Genomic DNA, 14,826 nt, shown 5'->3' with positions numbered 1-14,826 from the left:
CGCTACGTCCTCGCTTGGCTGGAGGGCGCGAAGATCCCAATGCGAGCCATGTGGGCAGCCCAGCACACCCTACCGCTTGGGGATGACGCCGATCCCGAATGGGGTGAATACAGCGAGGAGAAAGACGAATACTTCTGCCCCGCTGGCTGGTACGAGATGAACCAGCACGAGGAGCAGCATTGGGGCGTCGATGGCAACGTGGTGGCGTGGTGCGAGCTGCCGCGCCTGGCCCAGATCGTGGAGCCGGCAGGGGCAGCTCCTGCCGCTGTGGCGCCCCAGGGCGAGTACCCGTATCTTCCGCAGTCTGTCGGCGATGTCACTGACTTCGGCGACGGGAAGGTGGACATTGACTGGGGGCACCCAGCGCCCGTTTGCGGCGCGAGCCTCTACTCGGCCGAGCAGATGCGCGCCTATGTGGATGCGGATCGCGCAGCCCGCGCCGCGCAGCCGACCGCTGTGGCTGGGCCGGCCATCAAGGTGCCCGAGGACTGGATGGAGCATCTTGGCTTCGAGCTTGATGCACCTGCAGATGGCGTATGGATGGTGATCGATGACACTGGCGCGCGCCGCGAGGCGAATCTTACGGAGCGCATCCTGTGGAAAGAGTTGATCGCCATCCGCGCAGCTATTCAAGATGCCGCGCTCGCTCCTGCAGCGCCCGCCCTGGAAGCGCCTGTCGTGGACCTCGGCGACCTGGTGGCCGTGCCGCGTGATCTCATCGGCTCAGCATGCGCCGCCATCGTCCAGCGGCGCGCGGCACCGAAGACGCTGGCAGAGCTGCGCCGGTACACCACAGGCGACCTAAGCCGACACGCGCGGGCAGCGGCGCCCCAGGCTCTAGCAACTGACTTGACGGACGCATACACAGGCGCACGAGAAGACCTGACGATCTGGAAGCGGCGCGCACTGGAAGCAGAGCGCGACCTGCGTGCCGAAAGGGAAGCGAACGCGCGCCTGGTTGCCGAGATCAATGCTGCAAGCGGCCCAACACACATGGGGGAGGCGGCGCCCCAGGCACCTGCTGCGCCCGTGGACGATCTGGCCCAACTGGTGAAGCAACTTGTCCGCGCCCTGCGGAAAGCCGCGCCAGGCAACGATCTTGCAGACAAGGCGCTGGACTACCTCAAGCGCCAGGGGCTGCAGGGATCGCCGTTGCGTACGGCACATGAAGCTCCCCCGACGCATGTCGGACTGCTGGCCGCCGCTGCGCACATCCAGGCTAAGGCCCAGGCGCATCTTGACGAGCGCGGCAGCTACGACCCAGACACCGGCGCCGTCGAGATGAGCGAGTCGAATCAGGAGCACTTCAACACCCTTGATGAGCTGGCAGAGGAAATTCGCCTGATGGCCGACAAGGCCGCGCCCGCACCCTGCGGCAAGCCGCCCCAGGCACCTGCTGCGCCTGCAGTGGATGCACTGGCGCCCGTGCAGGCCCTGCTGGACGTGCACGCCGAATTGCTGGATGCCAACCCCTACGCCTACTTCGAGCTGGCGTACACGCGGCAGACAGGCTGGATGGCGTGGATCACGGACAAGCCCTTCCACGGACCCGTCATCAACCCGGATCGCAAGGTGCTGGCACGCGGCCAGGGCGACACGGCCTCCGAAGCATGCGCAGCCGCAGCCCAGGCCAAGGAAGGCGGTGCGTGATGTTCGTCTGGACCATAAACGACGCCATCGGTCTGGCCCTGTTCTTCCTGTTCGTAGTCGCAAGCGCCATCTTCTTCTGCGTGCAGGCGCTGCGCCAACGCCGGTGCAAGCACAGGCAGTTCTTCGAAACCCGCGCCTGCGATGCAGTCTGCAGCAGGTGCGGAAAGAACCTGGGGTTCATCGGCGCGGTCCGCAAACAACGGGCCGCAGCCCAGGCAGCAGCCAAGGGGGCGAGCCATGGCTGAGAAATGCCGCAAAGCAAAGGGCGCGACCCTGGAGCGCTGCGAGGCGGCGCAATACGCCATAACCGCCGGACTCATCCACCTGCAGTGCCTGCGCAACATGGAAACCGGGGCCCAGCGCGAGCGGCTGGCCCTGAAGAAGGGCAAGGAGTGGGCCCGCTCCACTTCTGCCCCTGGTGCCGCGCCAACATCGACACGCGCCCCACTGGGCACAAGGAGAGCACATGACCCAAGCCAGCGAACGCGAGGGCATCACAGGCGAGTGCGTGGACCGCTTCTACATGGGGCACGGACCATGCTGCGCCGGATGCGACCACTGGGCCTATCACGGCCCGGTGACTGGCGACTGCCTGCGCTCGCCGCCTGTCTCAGGCACGGAACGCATGGGGATGCTGGGTCTCTCGTATGTCTCCCTCCCGCTCAGGGCGGGGCATGTCATCACGAAGCGAGAGCACCTGTGCGGCGAGTTCAAGGACTCGTTCGATTGGACAACCCTGCCGCTGGCATACCTGCGGCGCATCGGATACCAGCAGCGCGCCCAGGCGCACAAGGAGAGCTGACACATGGCAATCAAGATCATCGAAGACCAAGAAGACGTGTACCTGATCAGGGATGAGCTGATGCGTCTGCGCGAGGAATACGAGCGCGGCGTGAGCTTCATGGTCAACCCGCCCAGCTTTGAGGCGTGGGTTTCGCAGCGCGCCCAGGCGCAGCAGAAAGGACCACATGAAAGTTGAGCGTTCAAACGCAGTCGTGCACCTCACGATCAGCGACATCATGCAATCCCATCGGCTGGACCCGATCCGGGTCACGCTGGACGACATCGAGTCGGGGCGCGGCCGGATCACGGTCGAATGCTACGGCCGGGCCTGGGCGTCGTACTGGGGCGCCATGGGCGATCAGGGCATCGCGCAGTTCTTCGCCAGCTGCGACAACCACTACCTGATCAAGAACCTCTCGCCGGGCCTGAATTCCTCGCGGTTCAGCGGGGAGGCCCTGGCGAAGTTCGCGCGCAAGACGATCTGCCTGCGCCGCCGGTTCCGGGACCACCGCACGCAGATGAATTACGGGAGCCTCGACAAAGAACAGGCGCGCGAGCTGTTTGACGAAGCCGACGACCTCAGTGACTGCGAAACACAGGACTCCTGCTGGAGCCATTCCAAGCTCCTCGAAGAAGTTTTCCACCAGGAGTGGTGGTACGTGCTGGGTCCTGAATCTGAGGAGCCGAACCCAGAGTACGGCTACCTGGAGCGCATCTGCAATGCCGTGCGCGAGGCTCTGAAGCAGATCGCGCCGGCAGCCGAGAAAGGACAGACCCCGTGACCGACAAATGCAAAAAGCTGCGCGGCGGCGAGTTGCTGCTGTGCAAGGAAGCTGAGTTCGCCTGGAGCCAGGGGTTCATCGACCACCAAACCCTGCGCGACCATGAAACCCGCCGAACCCGCGAACGTCTCGCGTTGCGCAAGGGAAAGAAAAGCATGGCCCTGCCTTGCTGCCCGTTCTGTCGCGCAAACGTGGACACCGCGCCAAAGGAGACCCCGTGACCACAGCACCAACACCCTCCGACGTGGAGCGCTTGGCCCGAGGCCTTGAGGAAGGCTTCTGCGGCCACGCGGCATGGCTCCAGCCGGCAGCCGCCGAGCTGCGCCGCCTGCAGGCCGACAACGAGGCCATGCGCGAGACGCTGGAGTTCGTCGAGCGCTGGGCCGTGCATCACGCCAGCAAGCCGCACATGACAGCGGAACTGGCCCTGGGCAGCATCCAGCACCACCCCGAAATCCGCGCCATCACCGAGCGCTACGCAGACGGCAAGCGGCCGGAGACCTTCGACCCATACGCCCGCATCGCAGAGCTGGAGGCGCGCAAGCCGCTGCCGCTGAGCGATGCCGAAATCATCGCGGCCCAAGACGCCCTCGCGCTCTCTCGCTCCCGGATTGGCCTGCGCTGCTCCCGATGCGAAACCGGCAAATACCGTGCTGACTGCAATGCATACCACGACTTCCACCGCTGCGACAGCTGCATGCATGTGCCCATGTGGGGTGAGGACGGCAAGGAGATCGGCCCGCCAACGTGCGCAGGAGAATCGTCATGAAGATGGCCAAGCCCAGCGAACGCGACATCGATGCAGCCGGGGAACTGCTCTCCTTGATGAACGACCTCTCCAGCGGGTACTGCCCATGGGATGGGGACGACGACGCAACCTACTTCGATCCTGATGACCGCCAGCACCTGCGCCGCCTCTACGATGCGCTCGACAGCCTCCTGGATCGCGCGCCAGGCTTCACCAACCGCGTGATCGGCGGCATGTGCTACGTGATCTGCTGGGACCGCAATGAGATCCTGGACCCGGCGGACGATTGCCTGTCTCTGCACCCTGACCTACTGGCCGGGCTGCGCCTGCTGCAGGCCCAGCGCGCGGACTTCCTCCCGCGCTTGGAACGCGAGGCGCGCGCGGCCGTGGCCAGCACCATCGATGCGGCGGCCGCGCGGCACCTGGCCGAAATGCGGCTGTGCTCCGACATTGCGGCGATCCAGCGCACCACGCCCAACTGCCGGCTGCCATAGCGCCGCCGCAAACACCCGTCACCAAGCCCCGCCCTAGAGCGGGGTTTGTTCTTTCTGGAGACCCCAATGACCGAGATGAGCCAATGCGCGAAATGTGGCGCCATCAAAGATCGAGAAGAGTTCCCGCACCGCATGGGGGCGGCCTGCCACAGCTCTGTGTGCAACGAGTGCGCACGGTCCGCCACCGCATCACGGAACCGCGAGTACCGCAAGCGGAACGGCGAAGCGATCAATGCTCGATTGCAAGCTCGACGCCTCGCTGCAAAAACCAGACGCCCTGCGCCATGACCGCGCCTGTCAATGCCTGGGAGGCCGCTGACAAGGCCTACCAGGCACATCACTTCCACTGCCCTCACTGCATCTCGGCCGGCATCAGCCGCTCACAGGAACGCTGCCCCGATGGGCAGACGCTCTGGACCCAATACCTCAATGCCGGCGATCCACCGCACTTCACATGGCTGCGCCAGCGCCAAAGGAAACCAACATGAGAACGCAACCCAGCAATACCGCCGCCGCCGATTTACCCTCCGCTCACAAGATCAGCACAGCGTGCGCCAAACTGGATATTTCCCGCGCCACAATCTATCGAATGGCAAAGGCTGGACAACTGGAGCTTATTCGCGTCAGCAAGGGTGCCACGCGGGTCACCGATGAAAGCCTGCGCAGAGTGCTCAACGCGAGGCAACCGACCTCAGCGCCGTGCCCGCGAGGTTGACAGAGTGACTCGTATTTTTTGGGTAGCTAGATGGGTAGCTAGAACCAGAATAAAAATTTAGTCACCTGCAATACGTTGAATTTAAAAGGATATTTTAAAAATGAAAATCGCCACCTGGAACGTGAATTCCCTGTCAGTGCGCCTGCCGCAGGTGCTGGCCTGGCTGCAGGCCAATCCTGTCGATGCGCTGGCGCTGCAGGAACTCAAGCTCACCGACGACAAGTTTCCGCTGCAGGCGCTGCAGGAGGCCGGCTACCACGCGGTCAGCCATGGGCAAAAGACCTACAACGGCGTGGCCTGGCTGACGCGCACGCCCGTGCGCGACGTGGTGCGCAATATCCCGGGCCTGGATGACGAGCAGGCCCGCATCATTGCGGCCACCGTCGATGCCGAAGGCGGTCCGGTGCGCCTGATCAACGGCTACTTCGTCAATGGGCAGGCGCCGGGCACCGACAAGTTCGCCTACAAGATGCGCTGGCTGCAGGCGCTGCAGGACTGGGTGAAAAGCGAGATGGCGGCGCACCCGCGCCTGGTGCTGGTGGGCGACTTCAACGTGGCGCCCGAAGACCGCGACTCCTACGATCCCATCGGCCTGAAGGACACGATCCACCACACGGTGGAAGAGCGCACGCATTTCCAGGCGCTGCTGCAGCTGGGCCTGACCGATGCCTTCCGCATGTTCGACCAGCCCGAGAAGAGCTATTCGTGGTGGGACTACCGAATGCTGGGTTTCCAGAAGAACCGGGGCCTGCGCATCGACCACATCCTGGTCAGCGAGGCATTGCGTCCCAGCGTCACCGCCTGCAGCGTGGACCGTGCGCCGCGCAAGAACCCGCAGCCCAGCGACCACGCACCCGTGGTCGTGACCTTGGGCTGAATTCCAGCCAGCCGGCTACAGCATGTACCGGCGCAGCCAGTGGATGGCCTCGATCTGCCCGCGCAGCATCAGGGACTGGCGATGCAGCACTTCGCTGAGCGGCCCAGGCAGACTGGACTGCTCGGCGGCTTCATAGGCGCTCAGCCATTGCTGCTGGCAGGACTCTGCCTGGTCCAGCATGTAGTCTGACCCCTCTTCCCTGCCCAGCAGCCCGTCCCAGAAAGCGTTGCGACGCAGTGCGGCACGGCTGTCCCGCACGGGCAGGACTACGCCGCCGCTGGAGCCGATGGCACGCTCCAGGTCCTCGACCAGGATCTGGCTGGCATTGAAGTGCCGCGCCAGAACCTGCCCGATCAGCCCCTGGGGCATGGGATTCATGCATTCCCCCAGCCGTGCGTGGGCCTGGCGACCCAGGGCCAGCACGGCATTGAGCAGGGCCGTGCTCTGCAACTCCAGCTTGGCAACTACTGGCTGTGCGGGCGTACGCTGGCGCGCCTGCAGCCATGAGGCCTCGACGGCATCGCGCACCTGGCTCCAGTGCAGCAGGCTGCTGCCCCGCACCTGCTCCCAGCGCTGTTCGAGCTCGAATTCGACATCGTCGAAATCCTGCTGCGCGTGCTCGGGTTCGAGTGATGCTTTCCAGCCCAGCGCGTAGGCGGGACGGTATTGGTCGTAGCCGCGCCCCGCAACGAAGTAAGGCTCCAGGAAGTATCGGTCATGCCAGTACGCATCGACCGGCTCGCCAAGCGTGCGTGGTGTCGATCGGTACATCAGCCCCGGACGAGCGGGCTTGGCTTTTTGCCAGAGGTTGGAGAGGACTGTGGGCACGATAGGTCGGGACGTAGGCCGTTCCAGCGAAGAGGACTCCATTGTCCCAAGCCCGGGCGGCCCGGCCCGTCAGCACCCCGGGCGCCGGCCTGTAGGAGCCGGACCCTTGCCAAGGCAAGGGCCGGCCACCCGCCAGCTTTCCTTACTCGAAGGCGTCCTCGTCCATGCCCAGCTCCTGCAGCTTTCGGGTGATGGTGTTGCGGCCGATGCCCAGGCGCTGGGCTGCCTCGACCCGGCGGCCGTGGGTGACGGCCAAGGCCGAGCGGATCAGCTGCGCCTCGAAGCGGCGGGACAGCTGGTCCCAGACTTCACCATGACCCTGGGCATGGGTGTGCTCCAGCAGCTGGCGCGCCTGTTGTCCCAGCAGATGGACCCAGTCCAGGTCGGAGGTGGCCAGGGCGGCGTCATTCGGCGGGGCCAGCGCGGATACGGGCACGGCCAGTCGGCCAAGGCCCTCTTCCGCCAACACCGGTGCCGCCCCATGAGGCAGCGCGGCCGGCACGGGCGCGCTGCCACCGCCCACGGGCGGCGCGGCTTCGCCCAGCACCTCGGGGGGCAGATCCTTGACCGAGATGACCTGGGCAGGGGCCATGACGGTAAGCCAGTGGCAGATGTTCTCCAGCTGTCGCACATTGCCGGGAAAGGCGAAGGTCTGCAGCCGCTGCATGGCATCGACCCCCATGCGCTTGGGCTCCACGCCCAGTTGCCGCGCGCTTTGCTGCAGGAAGTGGCGTGCCAGCATGGGCACGTCTTCATTGCGCTCGCGCAGCGCGGGCAGACGCAGGCGGATGACGTTGAGGCGGTGGAACAGATCCTCACGGAAGGCGCCGTTGCGCACGCGCTGCTCCAAGTCCTGGTGGGTGGCGGCGATGACGCGCACATGGGCCTTGACGGCCTGGTGGCCGCCCACGCGGTAGAAGTGCCCGTCCGACAGCACGCGCAGCAGGCGTGTCTGCAGGTCGAAGGGCATGTCGCCGATTTCGTCAAGAAAGAGCGTGCCGCCCTCGGCCTGCTCGAAGCGGCCGCGCCGTTGCGTCTGGGCGCCCGTGAAGGCGCCGCGCTCGTGGCCGAACAGTTCGGACTCCAGCAGGTCCTTGGGGATGGCGGCGGTGTTGATGGCCACGAAGGGGCCACCCGCCACGGGCGAGTGCTTGTGCAGCGCGCGCGCCACCAGTTCCTTGCCCGAGCCCGACTCGCCCGTGATCAGCACCGTGACCTGGCTCTGGCTGAGCCGGCCGATGGCGCGGAACACGTCCTGCATGGCAGGCGCCTGGCCCAGCATCTCGGCCTGCAGCGGGGCCTGGGCCTCGGCCACGTCCTCGCGCAGGCTTTCCTCGACGGCGCGCCGGATCAGTTCCACGGCCTTGGGCAGGTCGAAGGGTTTCGGCAGGTATTCGAAGGCGCCGCGCTGGAAGGCCGAGACGGCACTGTCCAGGTCGGAGTACGCGGTCATGATGATGACGGGCAGGCCCGGCTGCTGGGCGCGGATCTGTTCGAGCAGCTCCAACCCCGAGCCGCCGGGCATGCGGATGTCGCTGACCAGCACCTGGGGTGGCTGGCGCGCCGGGTCGCCGGCATCGACATCGGACAGTGCCGTGAGCACATCGCGCGCCTGGATGAAGCTGCGCGTTGCCCAGCCTTCCCGGCCCAGTGCCTTTTCCAGCACGAAGCGGATGGAAGGGTCATCATCCACGATCCAGATCGGTTTCATTGGTGGTGCTTCCTTCCCTTGTTGCAGTGTTGACTTCCGTGGGCCTCAAGGCAGGGGAATGAGGATGCGGAAATCCGTGCGGCCCGGCTGGCTTTCACATTCGATCAGCCCCTGGTGGCGCTGCACGAAGGTCTGCGCCAGCGTCAGCCCCAGTCCCGAACCGCCATCCCTTCCCGATACCAGCGGATAGAAGATCCGCTCCTTGATGGCATCGGGAACGCCTGGCCCGTTGTCGATCACATGCAATTCCAATGCCAACCGATAGCGCTGGCGACCAAAAGTTACCTGCCGGGCCACGCGCGTTCGCAAAATGATCTCGGCATCACCGGCGGCGATGCGCTCCTGCAGCGCCTGCGCGGCGTTCTGGACGATGTTGAGCACGGCCTGGATCAGCTGGGCGCTGTCTCCCCGGAACTCCGGGATGGAGATGTCGTAGTCGCGCGTGATGGTCAGCCCGGCAGGATGCTCGACCAGCACCAGCGAGCGCACGCGCTCGCAGACTTCGTGGATGTTGACGTCGCCCACTTCATGCGGATGGCGGTGCGGCGCCAGCAGCCGGTCCACCAGCGCCTGCAGCCGGTCGGCCTCGTGGATGATGACTTCGGTGTACTCGCGCAGCTCGGGGGCGTCCAGATCCATCTGCAGCAGCTGGGCTGCGCCACGGATGCCGCCCAGCGGGTTCTTGATCTCGTGGGCCAGGTTGCGGATCAGCTCCTTGTGTGCCTGGGCCTGCTCGCGCAGCCGCTCCTCGCGGTCCTGGCGGGCCTGCTGCTCCAGCGGCCAGAACTCGACCAGCACATGGCCGGGCCGCTCGGCCAGCGAGACCGTGACGTGCACGGGCAGCGCATCGCCGCCCACGCGGTGCAGGCTGGCCTCGAAGCGCAGGGCCGCGAAGTCGTTGTCCTGGGCGCCGCGCAAGGCCTTGTCCAGCAAGGCCGGCTCGGTGAAGCAGGCCGCCAGCTCGCTGCCTTCGAGCATGCGGCGCGACAGACCCAGCGCGTTCTCAAGGGCTGCGTTGGCGAAAAGCACGGCACCCTGCTCGTCGAGCACGGTCATCAGCGTGCACAGCAGATCAAGGGCCTGATAGGAAGCCGGGGGCGCCGGCCGGTCGTCCTGGATCATGGCCGGGCTCCGGTGGACCGCGCGGGCCCGTCAGTTCTTGGGAAGTCGATCCAGCTCACGGCGGATGCCGGCGACATCGCCTTCCTGCCGCGAGATGCTGCTCTTGAGCTGCTCGACACGTTCCAGATAGCCCTGGGGATTGCGCAACTCCAATGCGGTGCGCTGGGGATTGCCATCGTTGTACTCCTGACGCAGCTGTGTCAGCTTCTCCTGGGCGCGGGCCAGCTCGCTTTCCAGAATGGTCCGCGCGTCGGAGTCGCGGGCCTTCTGGGCGCTGCTGTTGACCTTGGCCGGAGCGGGCGAGCCTGCAGCCGGAGCGGCGGAGGTGCGCGGTGCCTGCTGGCTGCCGCCCGAGGCCGCCGGCTTGCTGCCGCCATGGATCACCGTCACATGCCCGCCGTCCACCGGCTTGCAGTCCTTGGACTTGGCCTGGCTGACGTTGTTGGTGTACTCGTTGCCGCAGCGGTAGATCACGTCCTGGGACCAGGCTCCCACCGACAGCAGGGGCAGCAGCAGTGACACAAACAGTTTCTTCATTCCATTCCCTCGGGTAGCCAGATCGGAAGGGCCCGGCTTATCCGGGCAAGTATCGCTCCATCTTCCGGGCTGGACGTCATTTCTTGAGCGGGCCAACCCCTTTTGGTTCCGCGCCCAGCATACCCAGGTCCTGGCCGAAAGCAAAAAAGGCGGCTTGCGCCGCCTTTTTTGCCGACTCGCCTTACAGCGAGAAGTACATGTCGTACTCGACCGGATGCACGGCCTGGCGGTAACGGGTCACTTCGCCCATCTTCAGCTCGATGTAGGCATCGAGCATGCTGTCCGAGAACACGCCGCCCTTGGTCAGGAACGAGCGGTCCGCGTCCAGGGCGTCCAGGGCCTGGTCCAGGCTGTGGCAGACCGTGGGCACCAGCTTGTCCTCTTCCGGAGGCAGGTGATACAGATCCTTGGTCGCGGCTTCGCCGGGATGGATCTTGTTTTCCACGCCGTCCAGACCTGCCATCAGCAGGGCCGAGAAGCCCAGGTAGGGGTTCATCAGCGGATCGGGGAAGCGTGCCTCGACGCGGCGGCCCTTGGGGTTGGCCACGTAGGGGATGCGGATCGATGCCGAACGGTTCTTGGCCGAGTAGGCCAGCTTGACCGGAGCCTCGAAGCCGGGCACCAGGCGCTTGTAGCTGTTGGTGCCGGGGTTGGTGATGGCGTTCAGGGCACGGGCGTGCTTGATGATGCCGCCGATGTAGTACAGCGCGAAGTCGGACAGGCCTGCATAGCCGTCACCTGCGAACAGGTTCTTGCCATCCTTCCAGACGGACTGGTGCACGTGCATGCCCGAGCCGTTGTCGCCCGGATAGGGCTTGGGCATGAAGGTGGCAGTCTTGCCGTAGGTGTTGGCCACGTTCCAGATCACGTACTTCATGACCTGGGTCCAGTCGGCGCGCTCCACCAGGGTGCTGAAGCGGGTGCCGATCTCGTTCTGGCCGGCGCCTGCCACTTCGTGGTGGAACACTTCGACGGGAATGCCCAGCTGCTCGAGCAGCAGCACCATTTCGGCGCGCAGATCCTGGGTGCTGTCCACGGGGGGCACGGGGAAGTAGCCGCCCTTGTTGCGCGGACGGTGGCCGCGGTTGCCGGATTCGAACTTGGCGCCCGAATTCCAGGGGGCCTCGTACTCTTCGATTTCGTAGAAGGTGCTGCCGGGTTCGGTGTTCCAGCGCACGCCGTCGAAGATGAAGAATTCGGGTTCGGGTCCGAAGTAGGCGGTGTCGCCCAGGCCCGATGCCTTCAGATAGGCTTCGGCGCGCTTGGCCACCGAGCGGGGATCGCGGTCGTAGGCCTTGCCATCACCGGGTTCGATCACATCGCACTGCAGGAACAGCGTGGTCTCTTCAAAGAAGGGGTCGATGTTCGCGGTAGCGGGATCGGGCATCAGCTGCATGTCGGATGCTTCAATGCCCTTCCAGCCTGCCACCGACGAGCCGTCGAAGGCGTGGCCCGAGGTGAACTTGTCTTCGTCGAAGTGCGACACCGGCACCGTGACGTGCTGCTCCTTGCCACGGGTGTCCGTAAAACGAAGGTCCACGAATTTGACCTCGTTCTCCTTCACCATGTTCAACACGTCTGCAACGGTCTTTGCCATCAGATCTCTCCTGCCAATCTGGCTGATCAAAAAAGATAAATACTCTTAAGCAGTTTGCGTGCCAGGCTGCATTCATTGAGTGCATGCCTGCAGTCTGGCACCTGCTTGGCGCGCCAGCCCCGTGATTCTGCCGCCTTGGGAAGGGCTTGTGGATGACATTGAGGCCTCTGCCCGCATTCGATCCACCGCCCGGCATCTTCACCAAATCGGTGCAGATTCAGGGACCGGCCCGTAAATCAGATATTGCGCACCAATTCAGGGCCAAGACTTGCACCAAATGAGTGCAAACCTTCCAGCAGGGTGGGCCATGCCTTGGTGACGGCACCAGCTTCGCCCTTGACACCAAGTTCTATGTGCCGGCCGTGCTTGGAATCATCCACGCTGGGCAGGCTGAACACCTTGACGCCCGGGTGGTCGCGCTCTATGGCCACCATCAGCGGCGTCAGCGTGGCCTCCATGCCGCCGTAGACGATGACCGAATGCTCGCGCTGCACCGTGCTGTGGAAATGCTTGGCGTAGCGCTGCTCCAGCACCCACTCGACCATGGGCCAGGCCATGACCGGGAAGCCGGGCACGAAGTGCACGGTGCCCGCTGCGCCCGTTTTGCCCGCTGTGCCCGAGCAGGAAAAGCCGGGGATCTTGTTGTAGACGTTGGGGATGATGCGCGCGCCTTCGGGGAAGTTGCCCATCTGCAGCCGGTGCAGGTTGTCGGCGCGCTGGGGTTCGTAGGGCTTGCCTTCTTCGGCGGCCACGTCGCGCATGCGCTCGCGGATCAGGGCCACGGCTTCCGGGTGCAGCGCCAGCGGCACGCCCAGGGCTTCGGCTGCGCATTGGCGCGTGTGGTCGTCGGGGGTGGCGCCTATGCCGCCAAAGCTGAAGACCACGGCCTGCGATGCGAAGGCGCGGCGCAGGGCATCGGTGATGCGCGCCCTGTCGTCGCCCACGTACTCGGCATGGGCCAGGGACAGGCCACGCGCGCCCAGCAGTTCGATCAGCTTGGGAAGGTGCTTGTCGGCACGCTTGCCCGACAGGATTTCGTCTCCGATGATGAGTGCGCCTACTTGAAGGGTCATGAGGTCTTTTCTTGCGGGATGGAGGGAGGAGAGGCCGCGCCGGCTCCGAGCGGAGCGTCGGGAGCATAGGGCACGATGGGGGCGACGGGCAGCGCGGGTTCCTCCTCGCGCATGCGCTGCAGCGCGGCCAGGCAGAAGTGGGCAAACCACAGCGAGGAGAAAGCGAAGATCAGCGCATAGATCCAGATGGCCACCGGAATCAGTATCCAGAAGGCCGCGATGAAGACCACGCCGGAGGCCCAGACAATGGCCGGCGCCGCACCCAGATAACCGCAGACCACGCCCATGAGCATCAGCGCCAGGCGGTGGCGCAGGAACAGGCTGCGGCGCTCGGGCTTGCTGGCATGGGCAGAAAGCGCGTCAAAGGCCATGACGCGGTAGGTCAGCCAGCCCCAGATCAGCGGCGGGATCACCACCACCAGGGGCGGCACGAACCACAGCGGCACCGACACCAGCAGCGCGATCAAGGCAATCAGCGAAGAGCCTGCGGACCACATCAGGCTGCCGACCATGGTGGCGCCCTGCCTGCGCTCCAGCGACGGAAATCGCCGCTGGGCCACCAGTTCGACCAGGGCCGGCGTCATGAACAGTGCCACCAGCAGCAGCGAGACCACGACCAGCACCGGCGTGACCGAGAGCACGACCAGCACCGGCGCCACCAGCTCGGGCAGCGACTGCACGCCCATCCAGGACCAGACGCTGTGCAGCCAGCCCACGCCTTGCAGGACCCCTTCCGTCCAGACGACGGCATCGGCCCAGAAGAAGTAGCCCAGCAGCCAGGCCGTGATGGCCATGAACAGCAAGGGAAAAAGCGACCATGCAATCACCCGCTTATGCAGGCAATACGCCGTCGCACGCCAGAAGGAATCGAGTAGCAAGCCCATGCCGGCAAGCATACCCCGAGCCCAGCCTCAAGCGCGACCCATCAACCTTAGGAGCCCACGCCATTGCTGGGCCCAGAAGCCCTGGCCGTAGTCGCGCAACTGGCCCTGGGCATTGGGCTGGACCTGATCGCGCACGCCGGTGGGATCGAAGCGCAGCTCGAAGTTGGCGGTGCCGAACAGCATGTCCCACCAGGGCAGCAGCACGCCGAAGTTGTTGCCATGCGCCTTCTTGTTGCGCACGGGCGCCATGGGCTCGTGGCCGATGCCGATGGCGTGGTGGCGGCGGTGAAAGCGCGGGCTGATCCACAGCCGCTCGCCAATGGAGCCGAACCAGACGCGCAGGTTGGCGTGCTGGAAGCTCTCGCTGAGCTGGGTGAAGGCCACGATGGCCACGAACTGGCCCGGAGCCACGCCGATGAGCTGCGCCACGAGCACGATGATGGTGTCGCGGATGACGTCGTCGAGCAGGTGGTTGCGGTTGTCGCTCCACACCGTCATCTGGCGCTGCGAGTGGTGCAGCGCATGCAGCTTCCACCACCAGCCGATGCTGTGCTGGCCGCGGTGTATCCAGTAGTCCAGGAAGTCGAAGGCCAGCAGGTAGATGATCAGGCTGACCCAGGCCAGGTCGGTGACGCCGGGCCACACGCCGTCGAGGTGAAAGCTCGGCAGCCCCCAGACATGCAGGCGGCCCATGAGCTCGTCCCACAGCGGGTCCAGTGTGAAGAACAGCGCCAGCCGGAACAGGCCCAGCCGGTGGACCACGGTGTAGATGATGTCCACGTGGATGGCGCGCCGGTCGGTGACGGGCTCGACGGGCCGCCAGTACTGCAGCGGCGCGATCACCGCCACCATGATGAAGATCTGCAGCAGGCCCACCAGCAGCCAGCCCGTGGCGCCATAGGCATCCTCCAGCAGGCTGGCCTGTCCCAGGCCGAACAGCAGGGGCTGGACAACGCCCTCGAACAGGCGCTGCTGCGCATTACCGAACCACTGAATCCACCAGTCCACACCACGCTCCCATCGCC

At 65.4% G+C, this 14,826-nt stretch carries 18 protein-coding genes; 10 read left to right on the top strand and 8 right to left on the bottom strand.

Annotation, left to right across the window (positions count from 1 at the left end):
* Nucleotides 1–39 precede the first annotated feature (39 nt).
* The 10 genes from ACFPFG_RS27265 to xth all read left to right on the top strand — a co-directional run bounded on the left by ACFPFG_RS27265 (nt 40) and on the right by xth (nt 6,049).
* On the top strand, nt 40–1,650 hold the full coding sequence (locus tag ACFPFG_RS27265) for a hypothetical protein (protein ID WP_380109021.1): 1,611 nt from the start codon (nt 40–42) through the stop codon (nt 1,648–1,650).
* Nucleotides 1,650–1,895, top strand: coding sequence for a hypothetical protein (locus ACFPFG_RS27260; protein WP_380109019.1), 246 nt, complete (start codon nt 1,650–1,652; stop codon nt 1,893–1,895). Before ACFPFG_RS27265 ends, ACFPFG_RS27260 begins: the two co-directional genes overlap by 1 nt.
* A gap of 221 nt (nt 1,896–2,116) precedes the next feature.
* Nucleotides 2,117–2,452: a hypothetical protein gene (locus ACFPFG_RS27255; RefSeq protein WP_380109017.1), complete on the top strand. Its 336-nt coding sequence runs from the start codon at nt 2,117–2,119 to the stop codon at nt 2,450–2,452.
* A 3-nt stretch (nt 2,453–2,455) separates the two neighbouring features.
* Nucleotides 2,456–2,629: a hypothetical protein gene (locus ACFPFG_RS27250; RefSeq protein ID WP_380109015.1), complete on the top strand. Its 174-nt coding sequence runs from the start codon at nt 2,456–2,458 to the stop codon at nt 2,627–2,629.
* Nucleotides 2,619–3,215, top strand: coding sequence for a phiTE_072 family protein (locus ACFPFG_RS27245; protein WP_380109013.1), 597 nt, complete (start codon nt 2,619–2,621; stop codon nt 3,213–3,215). The genes ACFPFG_RS27250 and ACFPFG_RS27245 overlap by 11 nt, the downstream gene beginning before the upstream one ends.
* On the top strand, nt 3,212–3,436 hold the full coding sequence (locus ACFPFG_RS27240) for a hypothetical protein (protein WP_380109011.1): 225 nt from the start codon (nt 3,212–3,214) through the stop codon (nt 3,434–3,436). The genes ACFPFG_RS27245 and ACFPFG_RS27240 overlap by 4 nt, the downstream gene beginning before the upstream one ends.
* Nucleotides 3,433–3,984 (top strand): hypothetical protein, encoded by a 552-nt coding sequence (locus ACFPFG_RS27235; protein WP_380109009.1) that lies wholly within the window; start codon nt 3,433–3,435, stop codon nt 3,982–3,984. Before ACFPFG_RS27240 ends, ACFPFG_RS27235 begins: the two co-directional genes overlap by 4 nt.
* A complete protein-coding gene (locus ACFPFG_RS27230; protein ID WP_380109007.1) occupies nt 3,981–4,457 on the top strand; it encodes a hypothetical protein in 477 nt (158 codons plus the stop codon). The genes ACFPFG_RS27235 and ACFPFG_RS27230 overlap by 4 nt, the downstream gene beginning before the upstream one ends.
* Nucleotides 4,458–4,941: 484 nt before the next feature.
* Complete coding sequence (locus ACFPFG_RS27225) at nt 4,942–5,172, top strand: helix-turn-helix domain-containing protein (RefSeq protein WP_374623615.1); 231 nt, start codon at nt 4,942–4,944, stop codon at nt 5,170–5,172.
* A 100-nt stretch (nt 5,173–5,272) separates the two neighbouring features.
* Nucleotides 5,273–6,049, top strand: coding sequence for an exodeoxyribonuclease III (gene xth / locus ACFPFG_RS27220; protein WP_183021594.1), 777 nt, complete (start codon nt 5,273–5,275; stop codon nt 6,047–6,049).
* 15 nt (nt 6,050–6,064) lie between these two features.
* On the opposite strand, the gene ACFPFG_RS27215 is transcribed toward xth, so the two are convergent.
* From ACFPFG_RS27215 to ACFPFG_RS27180, 8 genes are all read right to left on the bottom strand, one after another.
* Nucleotides 6,065–6,877 carry a hypothetical protein gene (locus tag ACFPFG_RS27215; protein ID WP_380109005.1) on the bottom strand — a complete coding sequence of 271 codons (813 nt, stop codon included), beginning with the start codon at nt 6,875–6,877 and terminating at the stop codon, nt 6,065–6,067.
* Nucleotides 6,878–7,019: 142 nt separating this feature from the next.
* Nucleotides 7,020–8,588: a nitrogen regulation protein NR(I) gene (gene ntrC / locus ACFPFG_RS27210; protein WP_312376216.1), complete on the bottom strand. Its 1,569-nt coding sequence runs from the start codon at nt 8,586–8,588 to the stop codon at nt 7,020–7,022.
* A 45-nt stretch (nt 8,589–8,633) separates the two neighbouring features.
* The gene (gene glnL, locus ACFPFG_RS27205; protein WP_012206799.1) at nt 8,634–9,710 is read right to left on the bottom strand and encodes a nitrogen regulation protein NR(II); all 1,077 of its coding nucleotides are present in this window, start codon (nt 9,708–9,710) and stop codon (nt 8,634–8,636) included.
* Nucleotides 9,711–9,740: 30 nt separating this feature from the next.
* Nucleotides 9,741–10,247 (bottom strand): hypothetical protein, encoded by a 507-nt coding sequence (locus tag ACFPFG_RS27200; protein ID WP_183021597.1) that lies wholly within the window; start codon nt 10,245–10,247, stop codon nt 9,741–9,743.
* A 181-nt stretch (nt 10,248–10,428) separates the two neighbouring features.
* The gene (gene glnA / locus ACFPFG_RS27195; RefSeq protein WP_183021598.1) at nt 10,429–11,844 is read right to left on the bottom strand and encodes a type I glutamate--ammonia ligase; all 1,416 of its coding nucleotides are present in this window, start codon (nt 11,842–11,844) and stop codon (nt 10,429–10,431) included.
* Nucleotides 11,845–12,080: 236 nt separating this feature from the next.
* Complete coding sequence (locus ACFPFG_RS27190; protein WP_183021599.1) at nt 12,081–12,917, bottom strand: competence/damage-inducible protein A; 837 nt, start codon at nt 12,915–12,917, stop codon at nt 12,081–12,083.
* Complete coding sequence (locus ACFPFG_RS27185) at nt 12,914–13,813, bottom strand: EI24 domain-containing protein (protein ID WP_183021600.1); 900 nt, start codon at nt 13,811–13,813, stop codon at nt 12,914–12,916. Before ACFPFG_RS27185 ends, ACFPFG_RS27190 begins: the two co-directional genes overlap by 4 nt.
* Before the next feature lie 15 nt (nt 13,814–13,828).
* A complete protein-coding gene (locus ACFPFG_RS27180) occupies nt 13,829–14,809 on the bottom strand; it encodes a sterol desaturase family protein (protein WP_197955603.1) in 981 nt (326 codons plus the stop codon).
* Nucleotides 14,810–14,826: the final 17 nt, after the last annotated feature.

Origin of the sequence: Delftia deserti, assembly GCF_042653485.1 — a bacterium.
GTDB classification, from domain to species: domain Bacteria; phylum Pseudomonadota; class Gammaproteobacteria; order Burkholderiales; family Burkholderiaceae_C; genus Comamonas; species Comamonas acidovorans.
Note: the sequence above shows the minus strand (reverse complement) of the source record. Positions and strands in the feature narration are given on the sequence as shown.